Origin of the sequence: Euryhalocaulis sp. (assembly GCF_013911995.1) — a bacterium.
In the GTDB taxonomy this organism is placed as follows: domain Bacteria; phylum Pseudomonadota; class Alphaproteobacteria; order Caulobacterales; family Maricaulaceae; genus Euryhalocaulis; species Euryhalocaulis caribicus.
The window spans coordinates 1-20,058 of record NZ_JACESD010000054.1 but is presented as its reverse complement, the minus strand read 5'-3'; the positions used below and the strand labels follow the sequence as shown (position 1 = coordinate 20,058).

Below are 20,058 nucleotides of genomic sequence, written 5' to 3'. Positions count from 1 at the left end.
CGTAGGACGGGCGCAGGACCAGCGGATAGCCCAGCTCCTTCGCCGCGGCGAAGGAGCTGGGCTATCCGCTGGTCCTGCGCCCGTCCTACGTGCTGGGCGGCCGCGCCATGGAAATCGTCGCCGACGACGAATCCCTGAAACGCTATATCCGCAACGCCGTTGTGGTCTCCAACAAGAAGCCGCTGCTTCTGGACCGCTACTTAAGCGACGCCATCGAGATCGACGCCGACGCCATCTGCGACGGCGAGGAAGTCTTCGTGGCCGGCATCATGGAGCATATCGAGGAAGCCGGCGTGCATTCCGGCGATTCGGGCTGCGCCCTGCCGCCCTATTCGCTGGATGAGGAAATGATCCAGCGCCTCACGAAACAGACCGGCGAAATGGCGCTGGCGCTGGGCGTGCGCGGCCTGATGAACGTGCAGTTCGCGATCAAGGACGGCGATATCTATGTCCTTGAGGTGAACCCGCGCGCCTCCCGCACCGCGCCGTTCGTGGCCAAGGCCATCGGCCTGCCCATCGCGGCCATCGCCGCCAAGGTCATGGCGGGCGCGAAACTTTCGGAATTCGACCTGCGTCAGGTCTGGTCCGGCCGCATGGCGGTCAAGGCCGTCACCCTGCCGTTCGCCCGCTTCCCGGGCGTCGACCCGGTGCTGGGGCCGGAGATGCGCTCCACCGGCGAATCGATGGGCACGGACGTCAATTTCGAAAACGCCTTCTCCAAGGCCCAGCGCGCCATCGGCGTGACCCTGCCGCACGAAGGCACGGTCTTCATGTCGGTCAAGGATTCGGACAAGGACGCCATCGTCCCGCTGGCCGCCCAGCTGGCCGATATCGGCTTCCGCGTGATCGCCACCGGCGGTACGGCGGCCTTCCTGAAGGAAAAGGGCGTGCCGGTTGAGCGGATCAACAAGGTCTATGAGGGCCGCCCGCACATTGTCGACGCCATGAAGAACGGCGATGTGGACCTGGTCTTCAACACCACCGAGGGCCGTCAGGCGCTGCAGGATTCCTATTCCATCCGCCGCACGGCGCTGGAGCTGAAAATCCCGTACTACACCACGCGCGCGGCGGTGAAGGCGGCGGTCATGGCCATCGCCAAGACCGACGAAGAGAAAATGGACGTCATGTCCCTGCAGGAAATTCGCGCTAAGTTCGCCACGTGAACACGATTGCCTGCATGAAGTGGGGCACGCGCTACGGCCCCCAATACGCCAACCATCTCTACGCCTCCGCAAAGCGGAACATGGCGGACGATTTCCGCTTCATCTGCTTTACCGAGGACGCGAGCGGCCTCGATTCCGGCATCGACGCCCAGCCCCTGCCCGCCATCGACCTGCCGGACCGCGTGGCCTGGACGCCGTGGCGCAAACTCTCGCTCTGGCAGACCCCGCTGGCCGATATCACCGAAGGCGATGTCCTGGTCCTCGATCTCGACCTCCTCATCACCGGCCCTCTGGACGATTTTTTCAGCCATAGGCCCGGCGAATACTGCGTTATCGAGAACTGGACCCAGAAGGGCGAGGGCGTGGGCAACACCTCCGCCTTCCGCATTCCGGTCGGCCGCTATCCGGAAATCTATGACCGCGTGCAGGCCGATCCCGAGGCCGTCCTGAAACGCTGGCGGATCGAGCAGCAATATATCTCCGACCTCATTCCGCAGCAGAATTTCTGGCCGCGCGAGTGGTGCCTGAGCTTCAAGCACTCCATCCTGCCGCCGTTCCCGGTCAACTGGTTCAAGACCCCCGAATTGCCCGCGGATGCCCGCATCGTGGCCTTTACCGGCCACCCGGACCCGGACGAGGCGCTGGAGGGCAAATGGCCGGCCCCGTGGTACAAACGCCATTACAAACATGTCCGCCCCACGCCCTGGATCGGCGACCACTGGCGTTGACATCTTGAAACCCGGTCAAAGGCTTCCTAGAGTCTTTCCGCCGCAACGACGGGCTTGAAGGTCAAACGCCCGCGTTAATCGAAACGGTTTTCTGTACATGCAAAAAATACCCATGACGGCGGAAGGGCACCGCGCCCTTGACGCAGAGTTGAAACGTTTGAAGTCCGAAGAACGCCCGGCCGTGATCCAGGCGATCGCGGAAGCGCGCGAGCACGGCGATCTCTCGGAGAACGCCGAGTATCACGCCGCCAAGGAGCGCCAGGGCTGGATCGAGGGCCGCGTGGCCGAGCTTGAAGACAAGATGGCTCGCGCACAGGTGATCGATGTCAGCAAGCTGAATGGCGACACCGTCAAGTTCGGCGCCACGGTCACGCTGGTGGACGAGGACACAGACGATGAGTCCGTCTACAAGATCGTTGGCGAGGACGAGGCGGACGTGCGGGACAAGAAAATCTCCATCACCTCCCCCATGGCCCGCGCCCTGATCGGCAAGGCCGTCGGCGATTCCATCGAGGTTTCCGCCCCCGGCGGCGCCAAGGCCTACGAAATTCTGGAAGTCGTCTGGAAATAGAAAACGCCGGACCGCCCTTGGCGGCCCGGCGCTTCACTGACGCGAAACCGGTTCGGGGTCAGTCCTGCGTCAATCCGGGCAGATAAAGGGCCGGGTCCACCGGCTCTCCGTCGCGGCGCACCTCGACATGCAAATGCGGTCCGGTCGTCACGCCGCTTGATCCGACAAACCCGATCGGATCTCCGGCGGTGACACGATCCCCTTCCATCACCGTGAACCCGTCCATATGGGCGTAGAGCGTGGTGTATCCTTCGCCGTGGTCCAGCACGATCACCTGGCCGTAGGACGCCTTGCCGTTCAGCCCGTTCTCATCTGCATAACTGACGCGTCCGTCCGCGGGCGCGGCGATTGTCGTCCCGCGCGGGGCGGCGATGTCGTATCCGTTATGGAATTTCTGCGGCCGGATGGAGAGCGAGGACGGGCCGAAGCGCGAGGTGATCTTTCCGTCCAGCACCGGCTGGCTGAACGTTATGGCCTGCGCCGCGGCGGCGTGCATCGCCTGCGCAACGCCGGCCGGCAGCGCCACGGTCAGCAGGGCCGCGGCCGATAGCAGGCCCGCCCCCCGGCGGGCAGTATGTTTCGGGGCGCCTAGAATGGCTTTCAATCTCATTTCCATGATCCTTTTGTCGGCTACGCCAAGACTGACCGCGAAAGAGCGCCCCGAACTCGCTCTTGCGGCATCCAGCAGGGTGCGGGCGTAGAGACGCGCCCCGCCATTTCCGATCACCGCCAGCGCCGCGGCGTCGCATGCGGTTTCCACCGCCCCGCGCCGCCGCCGCTGGATCGCGAACCAGAACGGATTGAACCAGAGAAGGATTCCCGCGGCCCGCGCCGCCAGCTCGGCGCGCGCATCACCGCGCTTCACATGCGTCAGCTCATGGATAAGCGCGCAGCGCAAAGCCCCGGCGCGCTCCGGCGCCAGCCATCCCGCCGGAACCGCCACGACAGGGCGAATTATCCCGGCCGAAAAGGGCGACCCGTTCCCTGAAAAAACCTTTAGCGCCGGCGCGCGCGGCAGACCCGCCTCCGCCGAAAGCGCTCCCATCGCGTCGGCAAGGCTGCGCGGCGCCGCGGCGCTGCGGGCCAGAAGCCTCTCTAAGCGCCAGCTGCGCGCCGCCTCGAACAGGCCGCGCCAGATCGCCCCGGCCAGCCAGACCCCCGCAAGCCAGACCGCCAGGCCGGGCGCATCCGCCGCGTCTTGCTGAATTCGCGCGGCCTCCGGCGGCGCAAGAGCGGGAACGCCCTCCCGCAGGCCTTCAAACCATGCCGGATCAAAACCGCTGGCGGCCGGCGGGCCGAACCGCCAGAACGCCAGAGCGAAAACCAGCGGCGCCATGGCCGCAAGGCTGGCCGCCGCCCATGTCCGGTCGGCGCGCGGCCCGCCCGGCAGGGCGCGTCCCAGGCCATGGGCGCAGACCGCCACCGGCAGTGTCATCGCCAATGCCGCCAGCGCGATTTCCAGTCCCGCGCTCAATTTTCTTTCTCCCCGCCCTCTTGTTCCAGCAGGGTCTCCAGCTCCGCCAGATCGTCATCATCCAGCAACGGGCTGCCCGCAAAGGCGGAAGCCGGAAGCGGAGCGTCCAGATCGAAGACCTGGGCGGAAAAGCGCCGGACCATGCCGCTGAGCACGGCCGCCTTCGACAGCGCGGGGGCGAACACGGCAAGGCCGTGAGAATCGCGCCTTGAGACCAGCCCCTTTTCCACCATGCGGGAAATCAGCGTGCGGGTTGTCGAATAGGACCAGTCCTGCGGACCGCCCAGACGGGCATGCACTTCGCGCGCGCTCAACGCGCCTTCGTTCCAGAGGGTTTTCAGAACGGCCATCTCGCTGGGGCTGGGGGGCTGCATACTGTCTCCGTAACAGGTTCGCTACATCTGTAACACACCTCTGACATCCGTCAATCCGGTTCTTCGCGCCCGCGGCCTTTTCTCTGGTCACTGCCCCGCACTTGTCCGACAATAGGTCTCATGAATCAGCGGAACGGGCTGTGCCATGTCGTGTCCGACGGGCGGCGCGGCATCGAAAATCAGGCGCTGGGACTGGCCGAAGCGGTCATGCGGCGTATCCCGCTGACAATCGAGGTGCGCCATGTGCCGCGCCCCACATGGCGCGATGTTCTGGCGCGGCTGCTTGGCCGTCCCGTCGCGCCCCGCGCTGACGAACACAATACCGCGCCGGCCCTGTGGATCGGCGCCGGCCGAGCGGCGCTTTATCAGGCCCGCCGCGACCGCCTGCGCTACCCGGACGCCTTCTTCGTCTATGTGCAGGACCCCGGCCCGATGGCGGACCTGTTCGATCTCGTCATCGCCCCGGAACATGACGGCGTAACCGGCGATAATGTCGTCTCCACGCTGGGCTCCACCAACCGCATCACCCGGGAGCGGCTGAACGAGGAGAAAGCGCGCTTTTCCGAACATATCGCCCGCCTGCCCGAACCCCGCATCGCGGTGCTGATCGGCGGCCCGTCAAAACGCCACCGTTTCGACCGCGCCACCATAGGCCGCATCCGGGAGGCGTTGAGCGGCCTGCGTGAGGCCGGCGCCAGCCTTATGATCACCGCTTCGCGCCGCAGCCCGCCCGCCGTCCACGCCATGCTGAAGGAGCTGCGCGACGAACCCGATGTCTGGTTGTGGGAGGGGGACAGCGCCGGCGACAATCCGTATTTCGCGTTTCTCGCCGCGGCGGACTCCATTCTGGTGACCGCGGATTCCACCAATATGCTGACCGAGGCGGTCAGTGCGGGGAAACCGGTCATGATGCTGGAAGTCGGCGGCTCCGACGGAAAGTTCGCGGACCTGCACGACGCGCTGGTCGCGCGCGGCTATGGCTGCTGGTTCATGGGCGATGTTGAATCCTGGCCCGTCGAACCCCTGCGGGAGACCGACCGCGCGGCGGAAATCCTCGCCACCCGCTTTCTGGCGCGGGAAAAGAAGCGCGGCGCCTGACGCCTAATGCTGGCGCGGCGCGGTCCGCTTCAGCTCCCGGCGCATGGTTTCCGGCGCGGTTTTCTCCGCCGCCCCGACGGCCTTGTCGGCGGCCTCGTGCTTGCGGCGGCTTTTTCGCACCGCCCGCAACGCGGTAATTGAATTGCCGACCAGCAGCGCCAGCCCGGCCGCCGTCACCAGGATTCCGCCCGGAAAGACCGAAACGGTCAGAACAATGCCCGCCGCCGTGATCAGCACGCCCGCTATGGCCAGAAGCGCCCGCATCATGGCTGGGTTTTTTCCAGCGTCTTCCTGATCCGTGACGGCGATTTCCGTTCCGCCTCGCGCAGCTTTTCGTCCAGACGGGCGCTGCGGGACCGGCGTTCCCGCAGCCAGTCCTGGCTCCGGCGGGAATTGCCGATGACCAGCGCCACTCCCGTGGCGATCATGATCAGGCCCACTGGAATCGGCGTCCAGAAAAGCGGCAATCCGAAAGCGATAAGCAGCACGCCCAGTATCGTCAGGAACAGTCTCATGCGGTTTTTGAACGCGCCTCGCGCGCTTTGGTTCTGCAAGGCTTGCCATCGCCTTCAGCCTTCCGTTCAGTGGGCTTTGAACAACACGCTCAATCGGACAGGTCGCGAAAATGGATGAAGGCAGCCACGCTTACGAGGACGATACCCGCAACGCCGATGTGAAGGTTTCGGTGAACGGGGAGATCGTTCACCGGGACAAGGCCGTCGTGTCGGTTTTCGACGCCGGCTATATCCTCGGCGACGGGGTGTGGGAGGGCGTGCGCCTGCATCACGGAAAATGGGTGTTCCTGGACGCCCATCTCGACCGCCTGTTCCAGGGCGCCAAAGCCATCGACATGGATATCGGGCGGACCCGCGATGAAATCCGCGCCGCGCTGGACGCCGTGGCCGAAGCCAACGGCATGACCACCGGCGTTCATGTCCGCCTGATGGTCACGCGCGGCCGCAAGACCGCGCTGCACCAGAACCCGCGTTTCACCGCCTCGCCCGCCACCATGGTCATCATACCGGAATACAAGACCCCCAGCCCGCGCCTCCTGAAAGAGGGGCTGCGGCTGGCCACCGTTCCGGTCCGGCGCGGCTATTCGGACGTGCAGGATCCCAAGCTGAATTCGCATTCCAAGCTGAACTGCATCCTGGCCGCCATCGCCGCGGACAAGGCCGGCGCGGACGAGGGGCTGATGCTGGACCCGCACGGCTTCGTCGCCACCTGCAACTCCACCCATTTCTTCATCGTGACCAGGGGCGAAGTCTGGACCTCGACCGGGGATTTCTGCCTTGCCGGCGTCACGCGCCGGAAAATCCTCGATCTCTGCGCCCGCAACGGCGTCACAGCGCGGGAGAAGAATTTCACCCTCACCGATGTCCATTCCGCGGACGAGGCTTTCGTCACCGGCACGTTCGGCGGCGTGGTTCCGGCGCGGGAGATTGACGGCCGCGTCATCGGCAATGGCGAGCGCGGCCCCGTCGCGAAGAAGCTTCAGGACTGGTATGCGCACCTCATGGACGAGGAAGCGGGGGTGACCCGCGTATGACGGTCCGCGTGATGGGCTGGTCCGGCCCGCGCAACATCTCCACCGCCATGATGCGCAGCTGGGAGAACCGCCCCGACACGGAAGTGCGGGACGAGCCCTTCTACGCCCCGTGGCTGGCCGAGACGGGCACCGGGCACCCGGCCCGCGCGGAAACTTTAGCGCGCCACGAGACGGACCGCGCGGCCGTCGCCGCGGCCTGCGCCGCGCCCGGTCCGCAAGGCGCGCCGGTCTTCTATCAGAAGCAGATGGTGCATCACCTGCCGCGGGGCGCGGACCTTTCCTTCGCGAAAGACGCCCGGCATTTCTTCCTGATCCGCGACCCGCGCCGCGTCGCCGCCTCCTATGTGAAGCGGTTCGAGGATGCGAGCGCCGAGCGTCTGGGCTTCACCCGGCAGCTGGAGATTTACGAGGAGGTCGCCGCGCTGACGGGCCGCGACTGGCCGGTGCTGGAATCGGAAACGATTCTCGCCAACCCGGAAGCCGCCCTGCGCGCCCTCTGCGAAGCCATCGGGATTCCGTTCAGCGAGGACATGCTCCGCTGGCCCGCCGGCAAGCGCGCCAGCGACGGGGCCTGGGCCGCCGTCTGGTATGACGCGGTGGAGCGCTCCACCGGCTTCGGCGATCCCTCGCCCGAACCCGGCCCGCTGCCCAAAAACCTCGAAGCCATCGCCGCCGAGGGCCGCGCCCCGTACGAGGCGCTGAAACGCCGCGCGCTGCGGCCCTAGCGCAGGCTCTTGTCCACGCCGCCGCCCTTCTTGGCGGAGGCCAGGATCGCGCTTCCCGCGCCGATGATGATGAAGCCGAACGGGATGGGGGAGATCATCAACACCGAGCCGAGGACCACCAGCACCCACCCGAAAAGATTAGCGAGGCCGCGCATGGAGCTATCCTAGCGCGGCCCCGGCCTGTCCGCGAGCCGCCTTATTGCCCGCCGCTCTGGTCCGGCACGATGCGCACGATCTGCTCGTCCGCCGCTTCCAGCGCCAGATAGATCGCCCCGTCCGGACCGGTTTTCACGTCGCGCACGCGGCTGGGGGCTTCCAGCCATTCCTCGGCGATGACCCGGTCGCCGTCCAGCACCAGGCGGGAGACCCGCATGGTCGCCAGACCGCCGACGAAGATATCGCCCCGCCATTCGGGGAAGACCTCGCCGTCATAGAAGGTCATGCCCGAGGGCGCGATCACCGGGTCCCAGTAATAGACCGGCTGCTCCATGCCCTCCTGTTGCGCGATGCCCTCGCCCATCGTCGAGCCGTCATAGTTTTGGCCGTAGGTGATGGTGGGCCAGCCGTAAGTCTTGCCGGCCTCGGGCGTGTTCACCTCGTCGCCGCCGCGCGGGCCATGCTCGATGGTCCACAGCGCGTCCGTCTCCGGGTGCAGCGCCGCGGCCTGGATGTTCCGCAGGCCATAGGCCCAGACTTCCGGCGCGCCCTCCGCGCCATCGGCGAACGGGTTGTCCTCCGGCACGGAGCCGTCGGGGTTCAGGCGCACCACGGTCCCGATATGGTCCTGCGGGTCCTGCGCCCGGTCGCGGGGCGGATTATTGCTGCGCTCGCCCAGCCCGACATAGAGCGTGCCGTCCGGCGCGAACACGATGCGGGAGCCGAAATGCTTGGTGGAGGCCCAGCCCGGCTGCTGCTGGAAGATCACTTCCACGTCATTGAGCTGGCCGTTCTCCAGCCGCCCGCGCGCGACCGAGGTTCCGTTCTCGCCCTCGCCGCGCGGTTCGGAGAAGGTGAAATAGACCATGCGGTCGCTGGCGAAATCCGGGCTCAGCGCCACGTCCAGCAGGCCGCCCTGGTCGCGATTATCCACTTCCGGCACCCCGCCGATGGGGGCGGAGACCGTGCCGTCCGGCTGCACGACATGCATCGTGCCCGCCTTCTCGGTCACCAGCATCGCGCCGGAGGGCAGGAATTCGAAGCCCCACGGGCTGTCCAGACCATCCGCCACCGGCTCGATGGTCCAGGCATGAGTCACGGCGGGTTTCGGGGCGCGCGTCTGACCGTCAAAAGCCGGCTCGACATAATCGACATTCGGCGCGCCGGTTTCCGCCGGCGCGGTGTCGGAGACCTGCACCACCGGCGCGGTGGTCAGCGTCTCGGCGTTCTGCGCCATGCCGGACTCCATGCCGTCTCCGGTTTCGCCGGCCATCTCGCCGTCCATGCCGGCGTCCATGTCCGCCATGCCGTCCGCCTCATCGGCGGCCGGGGCGGCGTCCTCGCCGGCGTCCATGGCGGAGGCGTCGGCCTCGCCGTTCTCGGTCAGGGCGGCGCTGTCTTCGGCGTCCAGTTCGGGGGGTTCGGAATTGCATCCGGCGACCGCGATGGCGGCGGCGGAGGCGAGCAGCATCATGCGCATGAGGGGCTCCATGTCTGGGCGGGTGTTTGCAAACTGCCCGCTAAACTATGCCGCCGCGCCAAGGGTTCCAAGAAATCGGCCCCCGCGCAGCGCAAACGCCTCTTTCCCGAACGCTCCGCCCCCTCTAGCTTGCCGCCCATGGCCTACCGTTCCCTGCGCGACTTCCTCGACACTCTCGAAGCCGATGGCGACCTGAAACGGGTCTCCGAGCCCGTCTCCACCAATCTGGAGATGACCGAGATTCACCGCCGCCTCCTGAATGAGGGCGGCCCCGCCATGCTGTTCGAGAATGTGGTGAAGGAGGACGGCTCGAAGTCCGACATGCCGGCCCTCATCAATCTCTTCGGCACGGTGGAGCGCGTCGCCCGCGCCGTCACGCTGGACGGCAAGCAGCGCCGCACGGCCAAGGACCTGCGCGAGGTCGGCGAACTGCTGGCCTTCCTGCGCCAGCCCGAACCGCCCGGCGGGCTGAAGGAGGCCCTCGACCTCGTCCCGCTCGCCCGCAAGGTCATGGCGATGCGCCCCAACACGGTGAAAAACGCCCCCTGTCAGGAGATCGTGCTGGAGGGCGAGGACGCGGACCTCGACGCCCTCCCCATCCAGACCTGCTGGCCGGGCGAGCCGGACCCGCTCATCACCTGGCCGCTCGTGGTCACGCAAGGCCCGGGCAAGGAGAAGATCGACGCCCCCAATCTCGGCATCTACCGCATGCAGAAGCGGGGCAAGCGCGAGACCCTGATGCGCTGGCTGCACACGCGCGGCGGCGCGCAGCATTACAGAAGCTGGAAGGGGGAGCGGCCCGAGCCCATGCCCGCCGCCGCCGTCATCGGCGCCGATCCGGGCACGATTCTGGCCGCCGTCACGCCGGTGCCCGAGACCCTCTCGGAATACCAGTTCGCCGGCCTCCTCCGCGGCGCCAAGGCCGAGCTGGTCCAGTGCAAGACGATTCCCCTGAAAGTCCCCGCCGAGGCCGAGATCGTGATCGAGGGCCACGTCATGCTGGACGAGTATGGCGACGAGGGCCCCTATGGCGATCACACCGGCTATTACAACGCCGTCGAGCCCTTCCCGGTCTTCAAGGTCAGCGCCATCACCATGCGCCGCGACCCCATCTATCTCACCACCTTCACGGGCCGCCCGCCGGACGAGCCCTCCGTGCTGGGCGAGGCCCTGAACGAGGTCTTCATCCCCCTCCTGCAACAGCAATTCCCGGAGATCACCGATTTTTGGCTGCCGCCGGAGGGATGCTCCTACCGCATCGCGGTCATCTCCATGAAGAAGACCTATCCCGGCCACGCCAAGCGCGTGATGATGGGCGCCTGGTCCTTCCTCCGGCAATTCATGTTCACCAAGTGGATCATCGTCGTCGACGACGATATCGACGCGCGGGACTGGAAAGACGTCATGTGGGCCATCTCCACCCGCATGGACCCGGCCCGCGACACGACAATCATCGAAAACGCCCCCATAGACTATCTCGACTTCGCCTCCCCGAAAGAGGCGCTCGGCTCAAAGATCGGCCTCGACGCCACCAACAAGATCGGCGCGGAGACCAGCCGCGAATGGGGGGAGAAGCTGGAGATGGATGAGGCGGTTATCGCGCGGGTGGATGAGTTGTGGGGGCGGTTGGGTTAGCCCCTCACACAACTTAGCGTGTATGGCATTCGGGAATGCAGTAATAGCAGCCATCCGACTTAGCGTATATCTTGCGCGCCTCTTCAATTGCCCCCGCGCAGGTCAAATGCCATCCAAGATCGCGGCGATTTGCAACCTCCGGCGGGTGACTACACGAATCATCATCGATGTGCACTTCGTGGTAGCCATCACTTTGCTCGTTTTTGTTTACGTAATAATTTGCCATTTCGTATCCTCCATAATGGATACTTTTACATTGATTCTTACTCTTTCGAGAGTCGTAATTTGAAATCGCACAACCGCTTGTTGGAGCCACACAAGTGTGGCTATCCTTCTCTGGAAATTATTAAGGGGGAGCGGCATGATCGATAACGATAAGATTAAGGGTGACCCAGCTCGGTTGTTTCCAGTGGTTGCGGATACTTCAAAGGAAGGCCGCGCACTTTCGATTTTTTTGGCATGCATGACGAACGTCTTTGAGTTCGGTCAAAATATGCTCGGCTCAGTCGGTCAGCGTGTCGGTTCACGCGCGAAAATGGCCGCATATTGCGAGGTCAAATTCCCCAAGGACAAGATTTCTGCAAAAGATCGCCCAGACGGCTTACTGATCTTGAAAGTCGGTTCGCGAACTTGGTCCGCCCTGTTCGAGGCCAAGGTAGGTCGCGCCACTATCAATCCAGAACAGATGGACCGCTACGTGCGCTTGGCCCAGCGCAACGGCATCGATGCGGTGATCTCAATATCGAATGAATTTGCAACATTTCCAGATCAGCCGCCCTACAACGTTCCCAATTCAATCAAGACTGTGAGCGTTTATCACTGGTCGTGGATGCACATCATGACCGAGGCCAATCTTCTATCTGACGATGATCGCGTTACCGATAAGGACCAAGGCTTCATACTGCGCGAATTTCTGCGCTATCTGCGCCATGACAGCACCGGCGCTTCAGGCTTCGATCAGATGAACGCCGAATGGAGCGACCTTGTCTCGCTGATCCAGAAAGACGGCATCCCGAAAAAGGGCTCGCCGGAAATCGAAAATACGATCGCCGCCTGGCACCAAGAGACTCGGGATCTCGAGTTGGTTCTAAGCAGAAAAACCGGACGAAATGTCGAATTGCGAATTCCAAGGGCGCATCAATCTGATCGAAAGAAGCGATTGAAAGATGATACAGAACAGCTTGTTACAGATAAATTTCTATCGGCAACCTTCGCCATTCCCGACGCTGCGGCTCCTCTGGAGATATGTGCCAATCTAGCTACACGAACAATTCAGGCGAGCATGCGATTGAAAGCTCCATTAGATAAGAAAAGCGCTTCGGCGCGCATCAATTGGCTGCTCAAACAAATAAAAACTGATCATGAAGACGAAAATCGTAAGTTTAGCATCCGCGACGAAGATTTGAGCGTCCGTGCTATCTGGCCGGGAAGCGCGCCGTATACACAGAAGCCTCTACCGGTCGTCCGTGAAGACATTGACTCGATCTCGCATGAAGATCGCAGCAAAGCGCCAACCAGCTTTGAGGTTCTCATGTCGGTCGGGGACGGCCGCAGCTTTGGCGGGCGCCAAAAATTCATCCAACTTCTGGAAGAGAGTGTTCCCGACTTTTACGAGCTTGTCGGACAAAACTTGAAGCCTTGGCAGGCGCCTGCGCCAAAAGTGCGAAAATCCGCTCCGGACGAAGATGAGCTTCAGGATGTCGACTTGTCAGGTCGGGATATGAACGAAAGCAGCTCGTCAGATGACTTTGGCGCCGCATAGCTTTTGCTGTTCGTCTTTTTCGCACATCGCTAAACTCCCCACGCAATCGCTCCGATTGCGTGGGGAGAATCAAATCATGACTCATCGCTTTTTCGCCGCCGCCTCTGTTGCGGCGCTTATTGCCGGTCCGGCTGTCGCTTCGGACTGGGATCTAAATGAACGCTTCGAGGCCGGCATGGAGGCCGAGGACGCGGCGGCGCTGGCCGCCCTGTTCGAGGAAGACGCCATATCCTACGGCCCCGACGGCCAGACCGCCCGCGGCCGGGCGGAGATCCAGGCCAGCTGGCAGGGCTTCTTCGACGCCTTCGACAATATCACGCTGGAGCTGGCGCCCGACGGCTCCCACGGCGACGACCAGACCCACGCCGAGTGGGGCATCTACACCCTCACCATGACCCCGGCCGCCGGCGGCGAGGAAATCACCTCCATGGGCCGCTACACCGACTACAGCGTCAAAAGCGAAGACGGCTGGCGCTACAAGTTCGACCACGCCTCGCCGATGGCGGAGTAGGTTGTCCGGGCGGCGCGTCCGGCCCGACTGCGGCGCGCCGTTCGTTTTCTATCACCGTCATCCTCCGGCTTGACCGGAGGACCCAGTTTAAATCTGAGGCCCGAGCCAGCCGCTCGCTACCTCGTCATACAGATCGCGCCACTGCGGGTTATTCCGCTCGATCAGCTCCAGCTTCCATTTGCGCAAATAACGCTTCAGCCGCTTTTCGCGGTTGATGGCCGCGTCCACCGTTTCGAACGTCTCGAAATGCACCAGCATCGAGATGCCGTATTTCTTGCAGAATTTCGATCCGAGCCCTTCCCGGTGCTCCCACACGCGCCGGATCAGATCATTCGTGACGCCGATATAGAGCGTTCCGTTACGGGCGCTGGCGAGGATGTAGACATAGAAGGCGCGCATGAATTTCCACACTTCGCGCCACCCTGGGTCCTCCGGTCAAGCCGGAGGATGACGGGGTTTTAGGCGGTTTGGACAATAAATCACCGCCAGTTTATCCCCGGCGCCCCAAACGCCCCTATACTCACCGCTGTCTGCCGCCCGTGGAGGGGACCGAAGGCCTGGTCGCTTTGGGGGCGGGGGACGCGGCGCCGGAGCGCGATGGGTGAGATTGACCTTTCACGCCCGCTCCGGCCTGTCGGCGGGAACTGCGGAGGAAAACGGCCGCAAACCCACCCGGTCATGGCAGGTCAAACGCCGCGCGGCGCGTCTTTTGGTCCGCGAACACTAAAAACTACATACGGCCTGCGTTCCGAAACGACGCGCCGCTCCCTTCCACCTCATCCCTCTTCGGGCCAAACGGCCTGCGGAGCTTTCGGCGCATGAGCAGCAATAAAACCCTCGCCCCCCTTAATGGGGGAGAGGGCAATGAAGCCCCAAAGCCCGCGAGGGCTTTGGATGACTGAATGGGAGAGGGGGTGATCAGACGTTTACACGGGACGCGGAGACGATAACCGCCGCTTAACCCTTCCCGCTAACCCGCAGGCAAGGAAATGCCGCGACACTCATTGCCATGAGCGCCATCGCCAATATCGGGACCGCCGCCCTGACCGCCGCCCATGCGCGGGCCGCGGACGCGGCGCAGACCATCGCCGGCGCGAGGGCCGCCCCGGCCGGGACCGACCCGATCGTTCAGGGCGCGGTGGAGCTGAAGCGCGCGGAGGCGGAAGCCGATGCGGCGGCCGCCATCATCCGCACCGCGGACGAGATGACAGGAACCCTCCTCGACATGCTGGCCTGAGCGCGCAGCGTCCGGGGCGCGCGCCTAGTCCCAGCGGAAGCCCTGGCAGAACTCGGTCTTCGAGACGTCCTTGCCGCGCAGCGGCCGCGCACAGACCATGGCGTATTCCTCCCGCGTCAGCGGCAGCGACCCGCAGCTATTGGCGATCGTCTCCTTCGCCCGGTTCAGCGTCTGCTGCATCTGTTCATAGGCGGTCAGCACGCCGTTATAGACGGTCGTATCCGCCGTGGTGCGGTTGGTCTGGAGCCACTGATAGGTCTTGTCGTGATCGGCGGCGAGGGTCTCGGCCATTGAGGCCATGCCCACGCAATAGGCCGCGTCCGCCACCCGCCCGGTATCGGCGGTCTGCGCCTGCGCCGCGGCGGCCGGCAGGGTCAGGAGGGCGAGCGGGGCCAGGAGCGCGTGCAGCTTGGTCATGGCCGCAACCCTTGCCCAAAACCGGGCCGCGATCAACGCACCCGTGTTATTTTTTGTGCGGCGCACAATAATATTTTGCTGCGCTTTTGCTGCAGGCCCTGTAGCGCAGCATTTTTGCCTTTGAGCGGCGCGCAAGATCGCCCCTCGCCAAGCGCCGCCGGACCGGGCTAGGCTGCGCGGCATGAGCACCGTCATCACGCACCGCGCGGGCGATATCGCGCGCATCACGCTGAACCGGCCCGACGCGCTGAACGCCTTCTCGCCGGAGCTGCTGGACGACCTGACCGCCGCCTTCGAGGATTGCGCGGAGGACCCGCCCGCCGCGGTGATCCTTTCCGGCGCGGGCCGCGCCTTCTCCGCCGGGGTCGACCTGAAGATCCTGCAGACCGCCGCGCCCGAGCACGGCCGCCTTGCCGGGGTCTATGAGGGGCGGGACGAAGCGGTGATCGCCGCCCTGCGCGCCGTTCCCTGCCCGGTGATCGGCCAGGTCCACGGCGCCTGCTTCACCGGCGCGCTGGAGATGGCGCTGCATTGCGACTTCATCTTCACGACCGAGGACACGAAGTTCGGCGACACGCACGCAAAATTCGCCATCCGGCCGAGCTGGGGCATGAGCCAGAACCTCCCCCTGGCCGTCGGTCTGCGCCGCGCGAAGGAGCTCAGCTACACCGCCCGCACCTTCACCGGGGCGGAGGCGGCCGAGTGGGGCCTCGCCAACGCCGCCCTGCCGGACCAGGACGCGCTGGAGGCGCACGCCGCCGAGACCGCCTCGCGCATCGCCGCCAACGACGCCGCCACGGTCCGCGCCTACAAGGACCTGCACCGCATGCACGAGGAAAAACTGATCGCCGACGCGCTGGAAGAGGAAATCCGCCGCGACTATCCGGAGATCACCGGCACCGAAGAACGCCTGAAGGGCTTCGGCTCATGACGAAAATCCCGCGCAACAAACAGGACGACTACACCGCCGGCATCATCAAGGACCGGCAGGACTTCATCCGCGAGCAGACCGGCGCGGAGCTGGAGCATACCGCCCGCTTCTCCTTCGACCCGGATGCGGTGCGCGGCAATATCGAGAACTTCACCGGCGTCGTTCAGATGCCGCTGGGCCTCGCCGGCCCCATGAAGCTGAACGGCGAGCATGCGGAGGGCGATGTCTACGTCCCGATGGCCACCACCGAGGGCACCCTCGTCGCCTCATATAATCGCGGCATGCGCCTGACGCGGGAGGCCGGGGGAATCACGGTCAGCGTGGTCGACGACGCCATGCAGCGCGCCCCGGTCTTCATCTTCGAAAACGCCCGACAGGCCCGCGATTTCGGCCTCTGGGTCACGGAAAATTTCGAGGCGATCAAGGCGCAGGCGGAAACCACCACCAGCGTTGGCAAGCTGCGCGACATCGAACAATATTCCGCCGCGCGCATGCTGTGGCTGCGCTTCAATTTCACCACCGGCGACGCGGCGGGCCAGAACATGGTCACCAAGGCCGCCCGCGCCGCCTGCATGTGGATTCTGGATTCCTACCCGGAAAAGATCGCCGATTTCCGCCTGGCGGCGAACATGGATACCGACAAGAAGCACTCCCACCTCAACACGCTGCGCACCCGCGGCAAGCGCGTGATCGCCGAATGCGTCATCCCGGACGCGCTGCTGCGCGAACACATGAAGGCCGGCGCGGACCAGTTCGTCCGCTACCGCTACCTCTCCAGCGTCGGCGCGCTGCTCTCGGCCTCGATAAATAACGGCTCTCACTCGGCCAACGGCATTGCCTCGGTCTTCATCGCGACGGGGCAGGACGAGGCGAACGTCGCGGAATCCTCCGCCGCCATCGTCTATACGGACCTGACGCCGGACGGCGATCTCTACTATTCCATCACCATCCCCTCGCTGATCGTGGCGACCTATGGCGGCGGCACCGGCCTGCCGACCCAGCGCGAATGCCTGGAGATCATGGATTGCTACGGCGCGGGAAAGGCGAAAAAGCTGGCCGAGATCATCGGCGGCGTGGCGCTCTGCGGGGAGCTGTCGCTCGCCTCCGCCATCCTCGCCGATGACTGGGTCCACAGCCACGAAACCTATGGCCGCAACCGGCCCTGAGGCGCGGGCCTCATTCCATGCTCTGACCGGTGAGATGTCTGGTGCTGAGCGACAGAGTCACTCGCTCGCCCCCAGCCGTTCCAGACGCGCCTCCACGCGCGCCGCGGAGTCAGCGTAGGCTCCGCCTAGAGCCTCCGCGTGCTGCCTTTGCTCATTCAGAATGTCATAGAGAAACGCCGCCAGGTTCCGGATTCGCATATCGTCGAGCAGATCCCGATAGTCGGTCGCATCATCGCGCCGCGCTAGCGTCCCGGCGGCCTCGAACGCGATCACATTGCCCAGATGATATTCGGACAGCAGAAATTCATCGACCCAACGGTGCTGGAACCGCGCCATGTCCGCTTCGTAATCCCGGATCGCCGCGATCTGCACACTCTGATCGACCAGCGCCTGCTGCAGGGCGATGTCCCGCAAAAGGCCGATCCGGCCCGCATTCTCCAGCGCCTGATAGGTGTTGCGCTGTACGCTAAGAAACTCGAGTTCATACAGCCCCATGCGCATGAGGTCGTCGAACCCCTCCCGCGCGATATCGCCTTTCTCCGCGTTCGCAAGCGTCGAAAGCGCATGCTGGCGCCTGGCTATATGCGCGAGATGGCCGTCGAGAAGATTGGCGGAGGCGGCGAGGTCCGCGTGCAACGATTTCAGATAGGTCGCCTCATTGGCCCGCTCGTTCCGCACCTCGTTCCAGTTCGCCGCCTGAAGGCCGATAAAAACCCCCAGCACAACGATCAGAAAGTCGAGACCGACGGCGACCCAGTTCTGGTCGCGGACATGAGTCATCATTCGGCGCAACAGCATACTGGCGCTCCCCCTTGCGATTGCGTTTTATCAGTCACCGGCCGATTGCGCGAATGGTCGGGGGAAATTGGGACGCGGCCTAGTCCTCACGTTTCTTGCCGTCGAGGTCCCGGCGGCGTTTATCCGCCTCCACGTCAGCGGCTTTCTTTTCCGCCTTGGCGCGCCCGAATTTCGCGCGGTTTTCCGCTGCGCGGTCCGCGTCCTCCTGCCGCGCCTTTCGTTTTTTGAACTGGCGGAGATTGATCAGCTCGGCCATGGTTCGCCTTCGCGCTTGCAGCGCCCCTTCGCGGGCGCGCCAATCATCCGCCCGTCCTGTCCCGCAATCAATGGCCGCCTGACGCTATGCTTCCTCCCATCCTGCAAAACCTGTCCGTGCCGGTTGTCGGCGCGCCGCTTTTCATCATCTCCAACCCGGATCTGGCGCTGGCGCAGTGCAAGGCGGGGGTCGTGGGCAGCTTCCCGGCGCTGAACGCCCGGCCCGAGAGCCTGCTGGACGAATGGCTGGCGCGCATGACCGAGGAGCTGGACGGCGTGGAGGGCGCGGCGCCGTTCGCGGTGAACCAGATCGTCCACCGCTCCAACGCAAGGCTGGAGCACGATCTTGAACTCTGCGTGAAATACAAGGTCCCCATCGTCATCACCTCGCTGGGGGCGCGGGAGGAGTTGAACGAGGCCGTGCATTCCTATGGCGGCATCGTGCTGCACGACATCATCAATAACCGCTTCGCCCACAAGGCGATCGAGAAGGGCGCGGACGGCCTGATCGCGGTCGCCGCCGGCGCCGGCGGTCATGCCGGGGCGCTGTCGCCCTTCGCGCTGGTGCAGGAAATTCGCGAATGGTTCGACGGCCCGCTGCTGCTGTCCGGCTCCATCGCCACCGGCGACGCGGTCCTGGCGGCGCAAGCCATGGGCGCGGATCTGGCCTATATCGGCAGCCCCTTCATCGCGACCGAGGAGGCCAATGCGGAAGCCGCCTACAAGCAGATGATCGTGGAGTCCGGCGCCGACGACATCGTCTATTCGAACCTGTTCACAGGCGTGCACGGCAATTACCTGAAACCGTCCATCACCGCGGCAGGCATGGACCCGGACAACCTGCCGGAAAGCGATCCGTCCAAGATGGATTTCGGGGCCGGGGCGGGCGAGGCCAAGGCGTGGAAAAATATCTGGGGCGCGGGCCAGGGCATCGGCGCCATCGACAAGGTGCAGCCGGCCGGCGATCTGGTGGCGCAAATCCAGCGGCAATACCAGGCCGCGAAGGCCTCGCTCTGCGCATAGCAGGACGGCAAAATTTATTTATCCCCGCCGCGCCCGGCGCGGCTATAATGGCGGCCTCACCTTGAAACAGGAGGCCGCCGCCCATGACCGCCCTGCAAGCCGCCGCGCTCTATACCGCGCTCAATCTCTTCCTTCTGGTATTTCTGGCCTATCGCGTGGCCAGCCGCCGTCAGGCCTCCAAGATCGGGCTGGGCCACGGCGACAATGAAGAGCTTCACCGCGCGGTTCGTGTGCACGGCAATGCCGCGGAATGGCTGCCGGGGGCGCTTCTGGGGCTTTTGTTGCTGGCGCTTCTGGACGCGCCGGTCCTGCTGATCCATGCGCTGGGCGTGTTCCTGATCCTGGGACGGGGCCTGCACGCCTATGGTCTTTCGGCCAGTCCGGGCACGACGCGGGGCCGGGTCGCGGGCGCCGCGATCACGCTTCTGATCTATGTCATCGAGGGCGCGGCGCTGTTCTGGTTCGCGCTTCGCTAGGCGCGGCCTGACGTCCATCTGACCGGGGCCGGGGTTGCGCCGGGCGCTCTGACCGTTATGGCTGCGGGGTCTTAAAAGCAGCCAGGATCTAATTCATGGAGCACGCCCAACCGAAGGAAAAGACGCTGGAGCCGGCGGTATTCTTTCCCGCCGCCATTGTCATCTTCGCCGTCGTCATCTTCGCGTTTGTCGCCCCGGACTACGCCTCTACCGCGTTCACGGACGTCCAGTCCTGGATCGCGATCAATGTCGGCTGGCTCTATCTTCTGGGCGTCTTCCTGTTCCTGGGCGTTTCCATCGTCATCGCGTTTTCCAGCTGGGGACGCATCCGGCTGGGGCCGCAGGATTCGACGCCCGATTACAGCTTCACCTCCTGGTTCGCGATGTTGTTCTCCGCCGGCATGGGCATCGGCCTGATGTTCTACGGCGTGGCGGAGCCGATCATCCACTTCACGTCCCCGCCGGGCGGCGCGGACGGCGGCACGGTGGAGGCGGCGCGTCAGGCAATGGTCACCACCTTCTTCCACTG

At 64.7% G+C, this 20,058-nt stretch carries 25 protein-coding genes and 1 pseudogene; 16 read left to right on the top strand and 10 right to left on the bottom strand.

The window, feature by feature from the left end:
- Positions 1 to 50 precede the first annotated feature (50 nt).
- From H2040_RS12405 to greA, 4 genes and pseudogenes are all read left to right on the top strand, one after another.
- A pseudogene (locus H2040_RS12405) lies at positions 51 to 551 on the top strand (ATP-binding protein); the annotation flags it as partial.
- A complete protein-coding gene (locus H2040_RS14330; protein WP_353844857.1) occupies positions 540 to 1,163 on the top strand; it encodes a hypothetical protein in 624 nt (207 codons plus the stop codon). The pseudogene H2040_RS12405 and the gene H2040_RS14330, both read left to right, overlap by 12 nt.
- Entirely contained in the window at positions 1,160 to 1,891 is a 732-nt protein-coding gene (locus tag H2040_RS12395) for a hypothetical protein (protein WP_287157779.1), read from the top strand. Before H2040_RS14330 ends, H2040_RS12395 begins: the two co-directional genes overlap by 4 nt.
- Before the next feature lie 97 nt (positions 1,892 to 1,988).
- Positions 1,989 to 2,462, top strand: coding sequence for a transcription elongation factor GreA (greA, locus tag H2040_RS12390; protein WP_022696983.1), 474 nt, complete (start codon positions 1,989 to 1,991; stop codon positions 2,460 to 2,462).
- 58 nt (positions 2,463 to 2,520) lie between these two features.
- Here greA and H2040_RS12385 read toward each other — a convergent pair whose 3' ends face one another.
- On the bottom strand, positions 2,521 to 3,936 hold the full coding sequence (locus tag H2040_RS12385) for a M23/M56 family metallopeptidase (RefSeq protein WP_287157776.1): 1,416 nt from the start codon (positions 3,934 to 3,936) through the stop codon (positions 2,521 to 2,523).
- Positions 3,933 to 4,310 carry a BlaI/MecI/CopY family transcriptional regulator gene (locus H2040_RS12380; protein ID WP_287157774.1) on the bottom strand — a complete coding sequence of 126 codons (378 nt, stop codon included), beginning with the start codon at positions 4,308 to 4,310 and terminating at the stop codon, positions 3,933 to 3,935. Before H2040_RS12380 ends, H2040_RS12385 begins: the two co-directional genes overlap by 4 nt.
- 120 nt (positions 4,311 to 4,430) lie before the next feature.
- Between H2040_RS12380 and H2040_RS12375 the strand changes: the two genes are divergently transcribed.
- Positions 4,431 to 5,408 carry a mitochondrial fission ELM1 family protein gene (locus tag H2040_RS12375; protein ID WP_287157772.1) on the top strand — a complete coding sequence of 326 codons (978 nt, stop codon included), beginning with the start codon at positions 4,431 to 4,433 and terminating at the stop codon, positions 5,406 to 5,408.
- Between the two features lie 3 nt (positions 5,409 to 5,411).
- Here H2040_RS12375 and H2040_RS12370 read toward each other — a convergent pair whose 3' ends face one another.
- Positions 5,412 to 5,675 (bottom strand): hypothetical protein, encoded by a 264-nt coding sequence (locus tag H2040_RS12370; RefSeq protein ID WP_022696980.1) that lies wholly within the window; start codon positions 5,673 to 5,675, stop codon positions 5,412 to 5,414.
- Positions 5,672 to 5,923, bottom strand: coding sequence for a hypothetical protein (locus tag H2040_RS12365; protein WP_022696979.1), 252 nt, complete (start codon positions 5,921 to 5,923; stop codon positions 5,672 to 5,674). Before H2040_RS12365 ends, H2040_RS12370 begins: the two co-directional genes overlap by 4 nt.
- 110 nt (positions 5,924 to 6,033) lie before the next feature.
- Between H2040_RS12365 and H2040_RS12360 the strand changes: the two genes are divergently transcribed.
- Both H2040_RS12360 and H2040_RS12355 read left to right on the top strand, forming a co-directional pair.
- Positions 6,034 to 6,957: an aminotransferase class IV gene (locus H2040_RS12360; RefSeq protein WP_287157768.1), complete on the top strand. Its 924-nt coding sequence runs from the start codon at positions 6,034 to 6,036 to the stop codon at positions 6,955 to 6,957.
- Positions 6,954 to 7,682 (top strand): sulfotransferase-like domain-containing protein, encoded by a 729-nt coding sequence (locus H2040_RS12355; protein ID WP_287157766.1) that lies wholly within the window; start codon positions 6,954 to 6,956, stop codon positions 7,680 to 7,682. The genes H2040_RS12360 and H2040_RS12355 overlap by 4 nt, the downstream gene beginning before the upstream one ends.
- Here H2040_RS12355 and H2040_RS12350 read toward each other — a convergent pair.
- Both H2040_RS12350 and H2040_RS12345 read right to left on the bottom strand, forming a co-directional pair.
- Positions 7,679 to 7,837, bottom strand: a complete 159-nt coding sequence (locus H2040_RS12350; RefSeq protein WP_287157764.1) for a hypothetical protein — start codon at positions 7,835 to 7,837, stop codon at positions 7,679 to 7,681. The genes H2040_RS12355 and H2040_RS12350 overlap by 4 nt on opposite strands.
- Positions 7,838 to 7,878: 41 nt before the next feature.
- Positions 7,879 to 9,318: a PQQ-dependent sugar dehydrogenase gene (locus H2040_RS12345; RefSeq protein WP_287157763.1), complete on the bottom strand. Its 1,440-nt coding sequence runs from the start codon at positions 9,316 to 9,318 to the stop codon at positions 7,879 to 7,881.
- Positions 9,319 to 9,456: 138 nt separating this feature from the next.
- On the opposite strand from H2040_RS12345, the gene H2040_RS12340 reads away from it, so the two are divergent.
- The 3 genes from H2040_RS12340 to H2040_RS12330 all read left to right on the top strand — a co-directional run bounded on the left by H2040_RS12340 (position 9,457) and on the right by H2040_RS12330 (position 13,226).
- On the top strand, positions 9,457 to 10,953 hold the full coding sequence (locus H2040_RS12340; RefSeq protein WP_287157762.1) for a UbiD family decarboxylase: 1,497 nt from the start codon (positions 9,457 to 9,459) through the stop codon (positions 10,951 to 10,953).
- A gap of 361 nt (positions 10,954 to 11,314) precedes the next feature.
- Entirely contained in the window at positions 11,315 to 12,715 is a 1,401-nt protein-coding gene (locus H2040_RS12335) for a hypothetical protein (RefSeq protein WP_287157761.1), read from the top strand.
- A 76-nt stretch (positions 12,716 to 12,791) separates the two neighbouring features.
- Positions 12,792 to 13,226 (top strand): YybH family protein, encoded by a 435-nt coding sequence (locus H2040_RS12330; RefSeq protein ID WP_287157760.1) that lies wholly within the window; start codon positions 12,792 to 12,794, stop codon positions 13,224 to 13,226.
- A gap of 87 nt (positions 13,227 to 13,313) precedes the next feature.
- Here the strand turns inward: H2040_RS12330 and H2040_RS12325 are convergent, their stop codons facing one another.
- Positions 13,314 to 13,625, bottom strand: a complete 312-nt coding sequence (locus H2040_RS12325; protein WP_287157759.1) for a GIY-YIG nuclease family protein — start codon at positions 13,623 to 13,625, stop codon at positions 13,314 to 13,316.
- A 610-nt stretch (positions 13,626 to 14,235) separates the two neighbouring features.
- Here H2040_RS12325 and H2040_RS12320 point away from each other — a divergent pair.
- The gene (locus H2040_RS12320) at positions 14,236 to 14,463 is read left to right on the top strand and encodes a hypothetical protein (protein ID WP_022696971.1); all 228 of its coding nucleotides are present in this window, start codon (positions 14,236 to 14,238) and stop codon (positions 14,461 to 14,463) included.
- Positions 14,464 to 14,487: 24 nt separating this feature from the next.
- Here H2040_RS12320 and H2040_RS12315 read toward each other — a convergent pair whose 3' ends face one another.
- Positions 14,488 to 14,880, bottom strand: coding sequence for a hypothetical protein (locus H2040_RS12315; protein WP_287157757.1), 393 nt, complete (start codon positions 14,878 to 14,880; stop codon positions 14,488 to 14,490).
- A gap of 181 nt (positions 14,881 to 15,061) precedes the next feature.
- Here H2040_RS12315 and H2040_RS12310 point away from each other — a divergent pair, with 181 nt between their 5' ends.
- The gene (locus H2040_RS12310; protein WP_287157755.1) at positions 15,062 to 15,811 is read left to right on the top strand and encodes an enoyl-CoA hydratase/isomerase family protein; all 750 of its coding nucleotides are present in this window, start codon (positions 15,062 to 15,064) and stop codon (positions 15,809 to 15,811) included.
- The gene (locus tag H2040_RS12305; protein WP_287157753.1) at positions 15,808 to 16,977 is read left to right on the top strand and encodes a hydroxymethylglutaryl-CoA reductase; all 1,170 of its coding nucleotides are present in this window, start codon (positions 15,808 to 15,810) and stop codon (positions 16,975 to 16,977) included. The genes H2040_RS12310 and H2040_RS12305 overlap by 4 nt, the downstream gene beginning before the upstream one ends.
- Before the next feature lie 57 nt (positions 16,978 to 17,034).
- Here the strand turns inward: H2040_RS12305 and H2040_RS12300 are convergent, their stop codons facing one another.
- Together H2040_RS12300 and H2040_RS12295 are read right to left on the bottom strand one after the other, a co-directional pair.
- A complete protein-coding gene (locus tag H2040_RS12300) occupies positions 17,035 to 17,775 on the bottom strand; it encodes a hypothetical protein (RefSeq protein ID WP_287157751.1) in 741 nt (246 codons plus the stop codon).
- A gap of 79 nt (positions 17,776 to 17,854) precedes the next feature.
- Positions 17,855 to 18,031, bottom strand: coding sequence for a DUF4169 family protein (locus H2040_RS12295; protein WP_287157749.1), 177 nt, complete (start codon positions 18,029 to 18,031; stop codon positions 17,855 to 17,857).
- A gap of 86 nt (positions 18,032 to 18,117) precedes the next feature.
- On the opposite strand from H2040_RS12295, the gene H2040_RS12290 reads away from it, so the two are divergent.
- The 3 genes from H2040_RS12290 to H2040_RS12280 all read left to right on the top strand — a co-directional run.
- Positions 18,118 to 19,053 carry an NAD(P)H-dependent flavin oxidoreductase gene (locus H2040_RS12290; RefSeq protein WP_287157748.1) on the top strand — a complete coding sequence of 312 codons (936 nt, stop codon included), beginning with the start codon at positions 18,118 to 18,120 and terminating at the stop codon, positions 19,051 to 19,053.
- A gap of 83 nt (positions 19,054 to 19,136) precedes the next feature.
- Positions 19,137 to 19,529 carry an MAPEG family protein gene (locus H2040_RS12285; RefSeq protein ID WP_022696965.1) on the top strand — a complete coding sequence of 131 codons (393 nt, stop codon included), beginning with the start codon at positions 19,137 to 19,139 and terminating at the stop codon, positions 19,527 to 19,529.
- Between the two features lie 95 nt (positions 19,530 to 19,624).
- On the top strand, positions 19,625 to 20,058 hold a 434-nt coding region (locus H2040_RS12280; protein ID WP_287157747.1), incomplete at its 3' end, for a BCCT family transporter.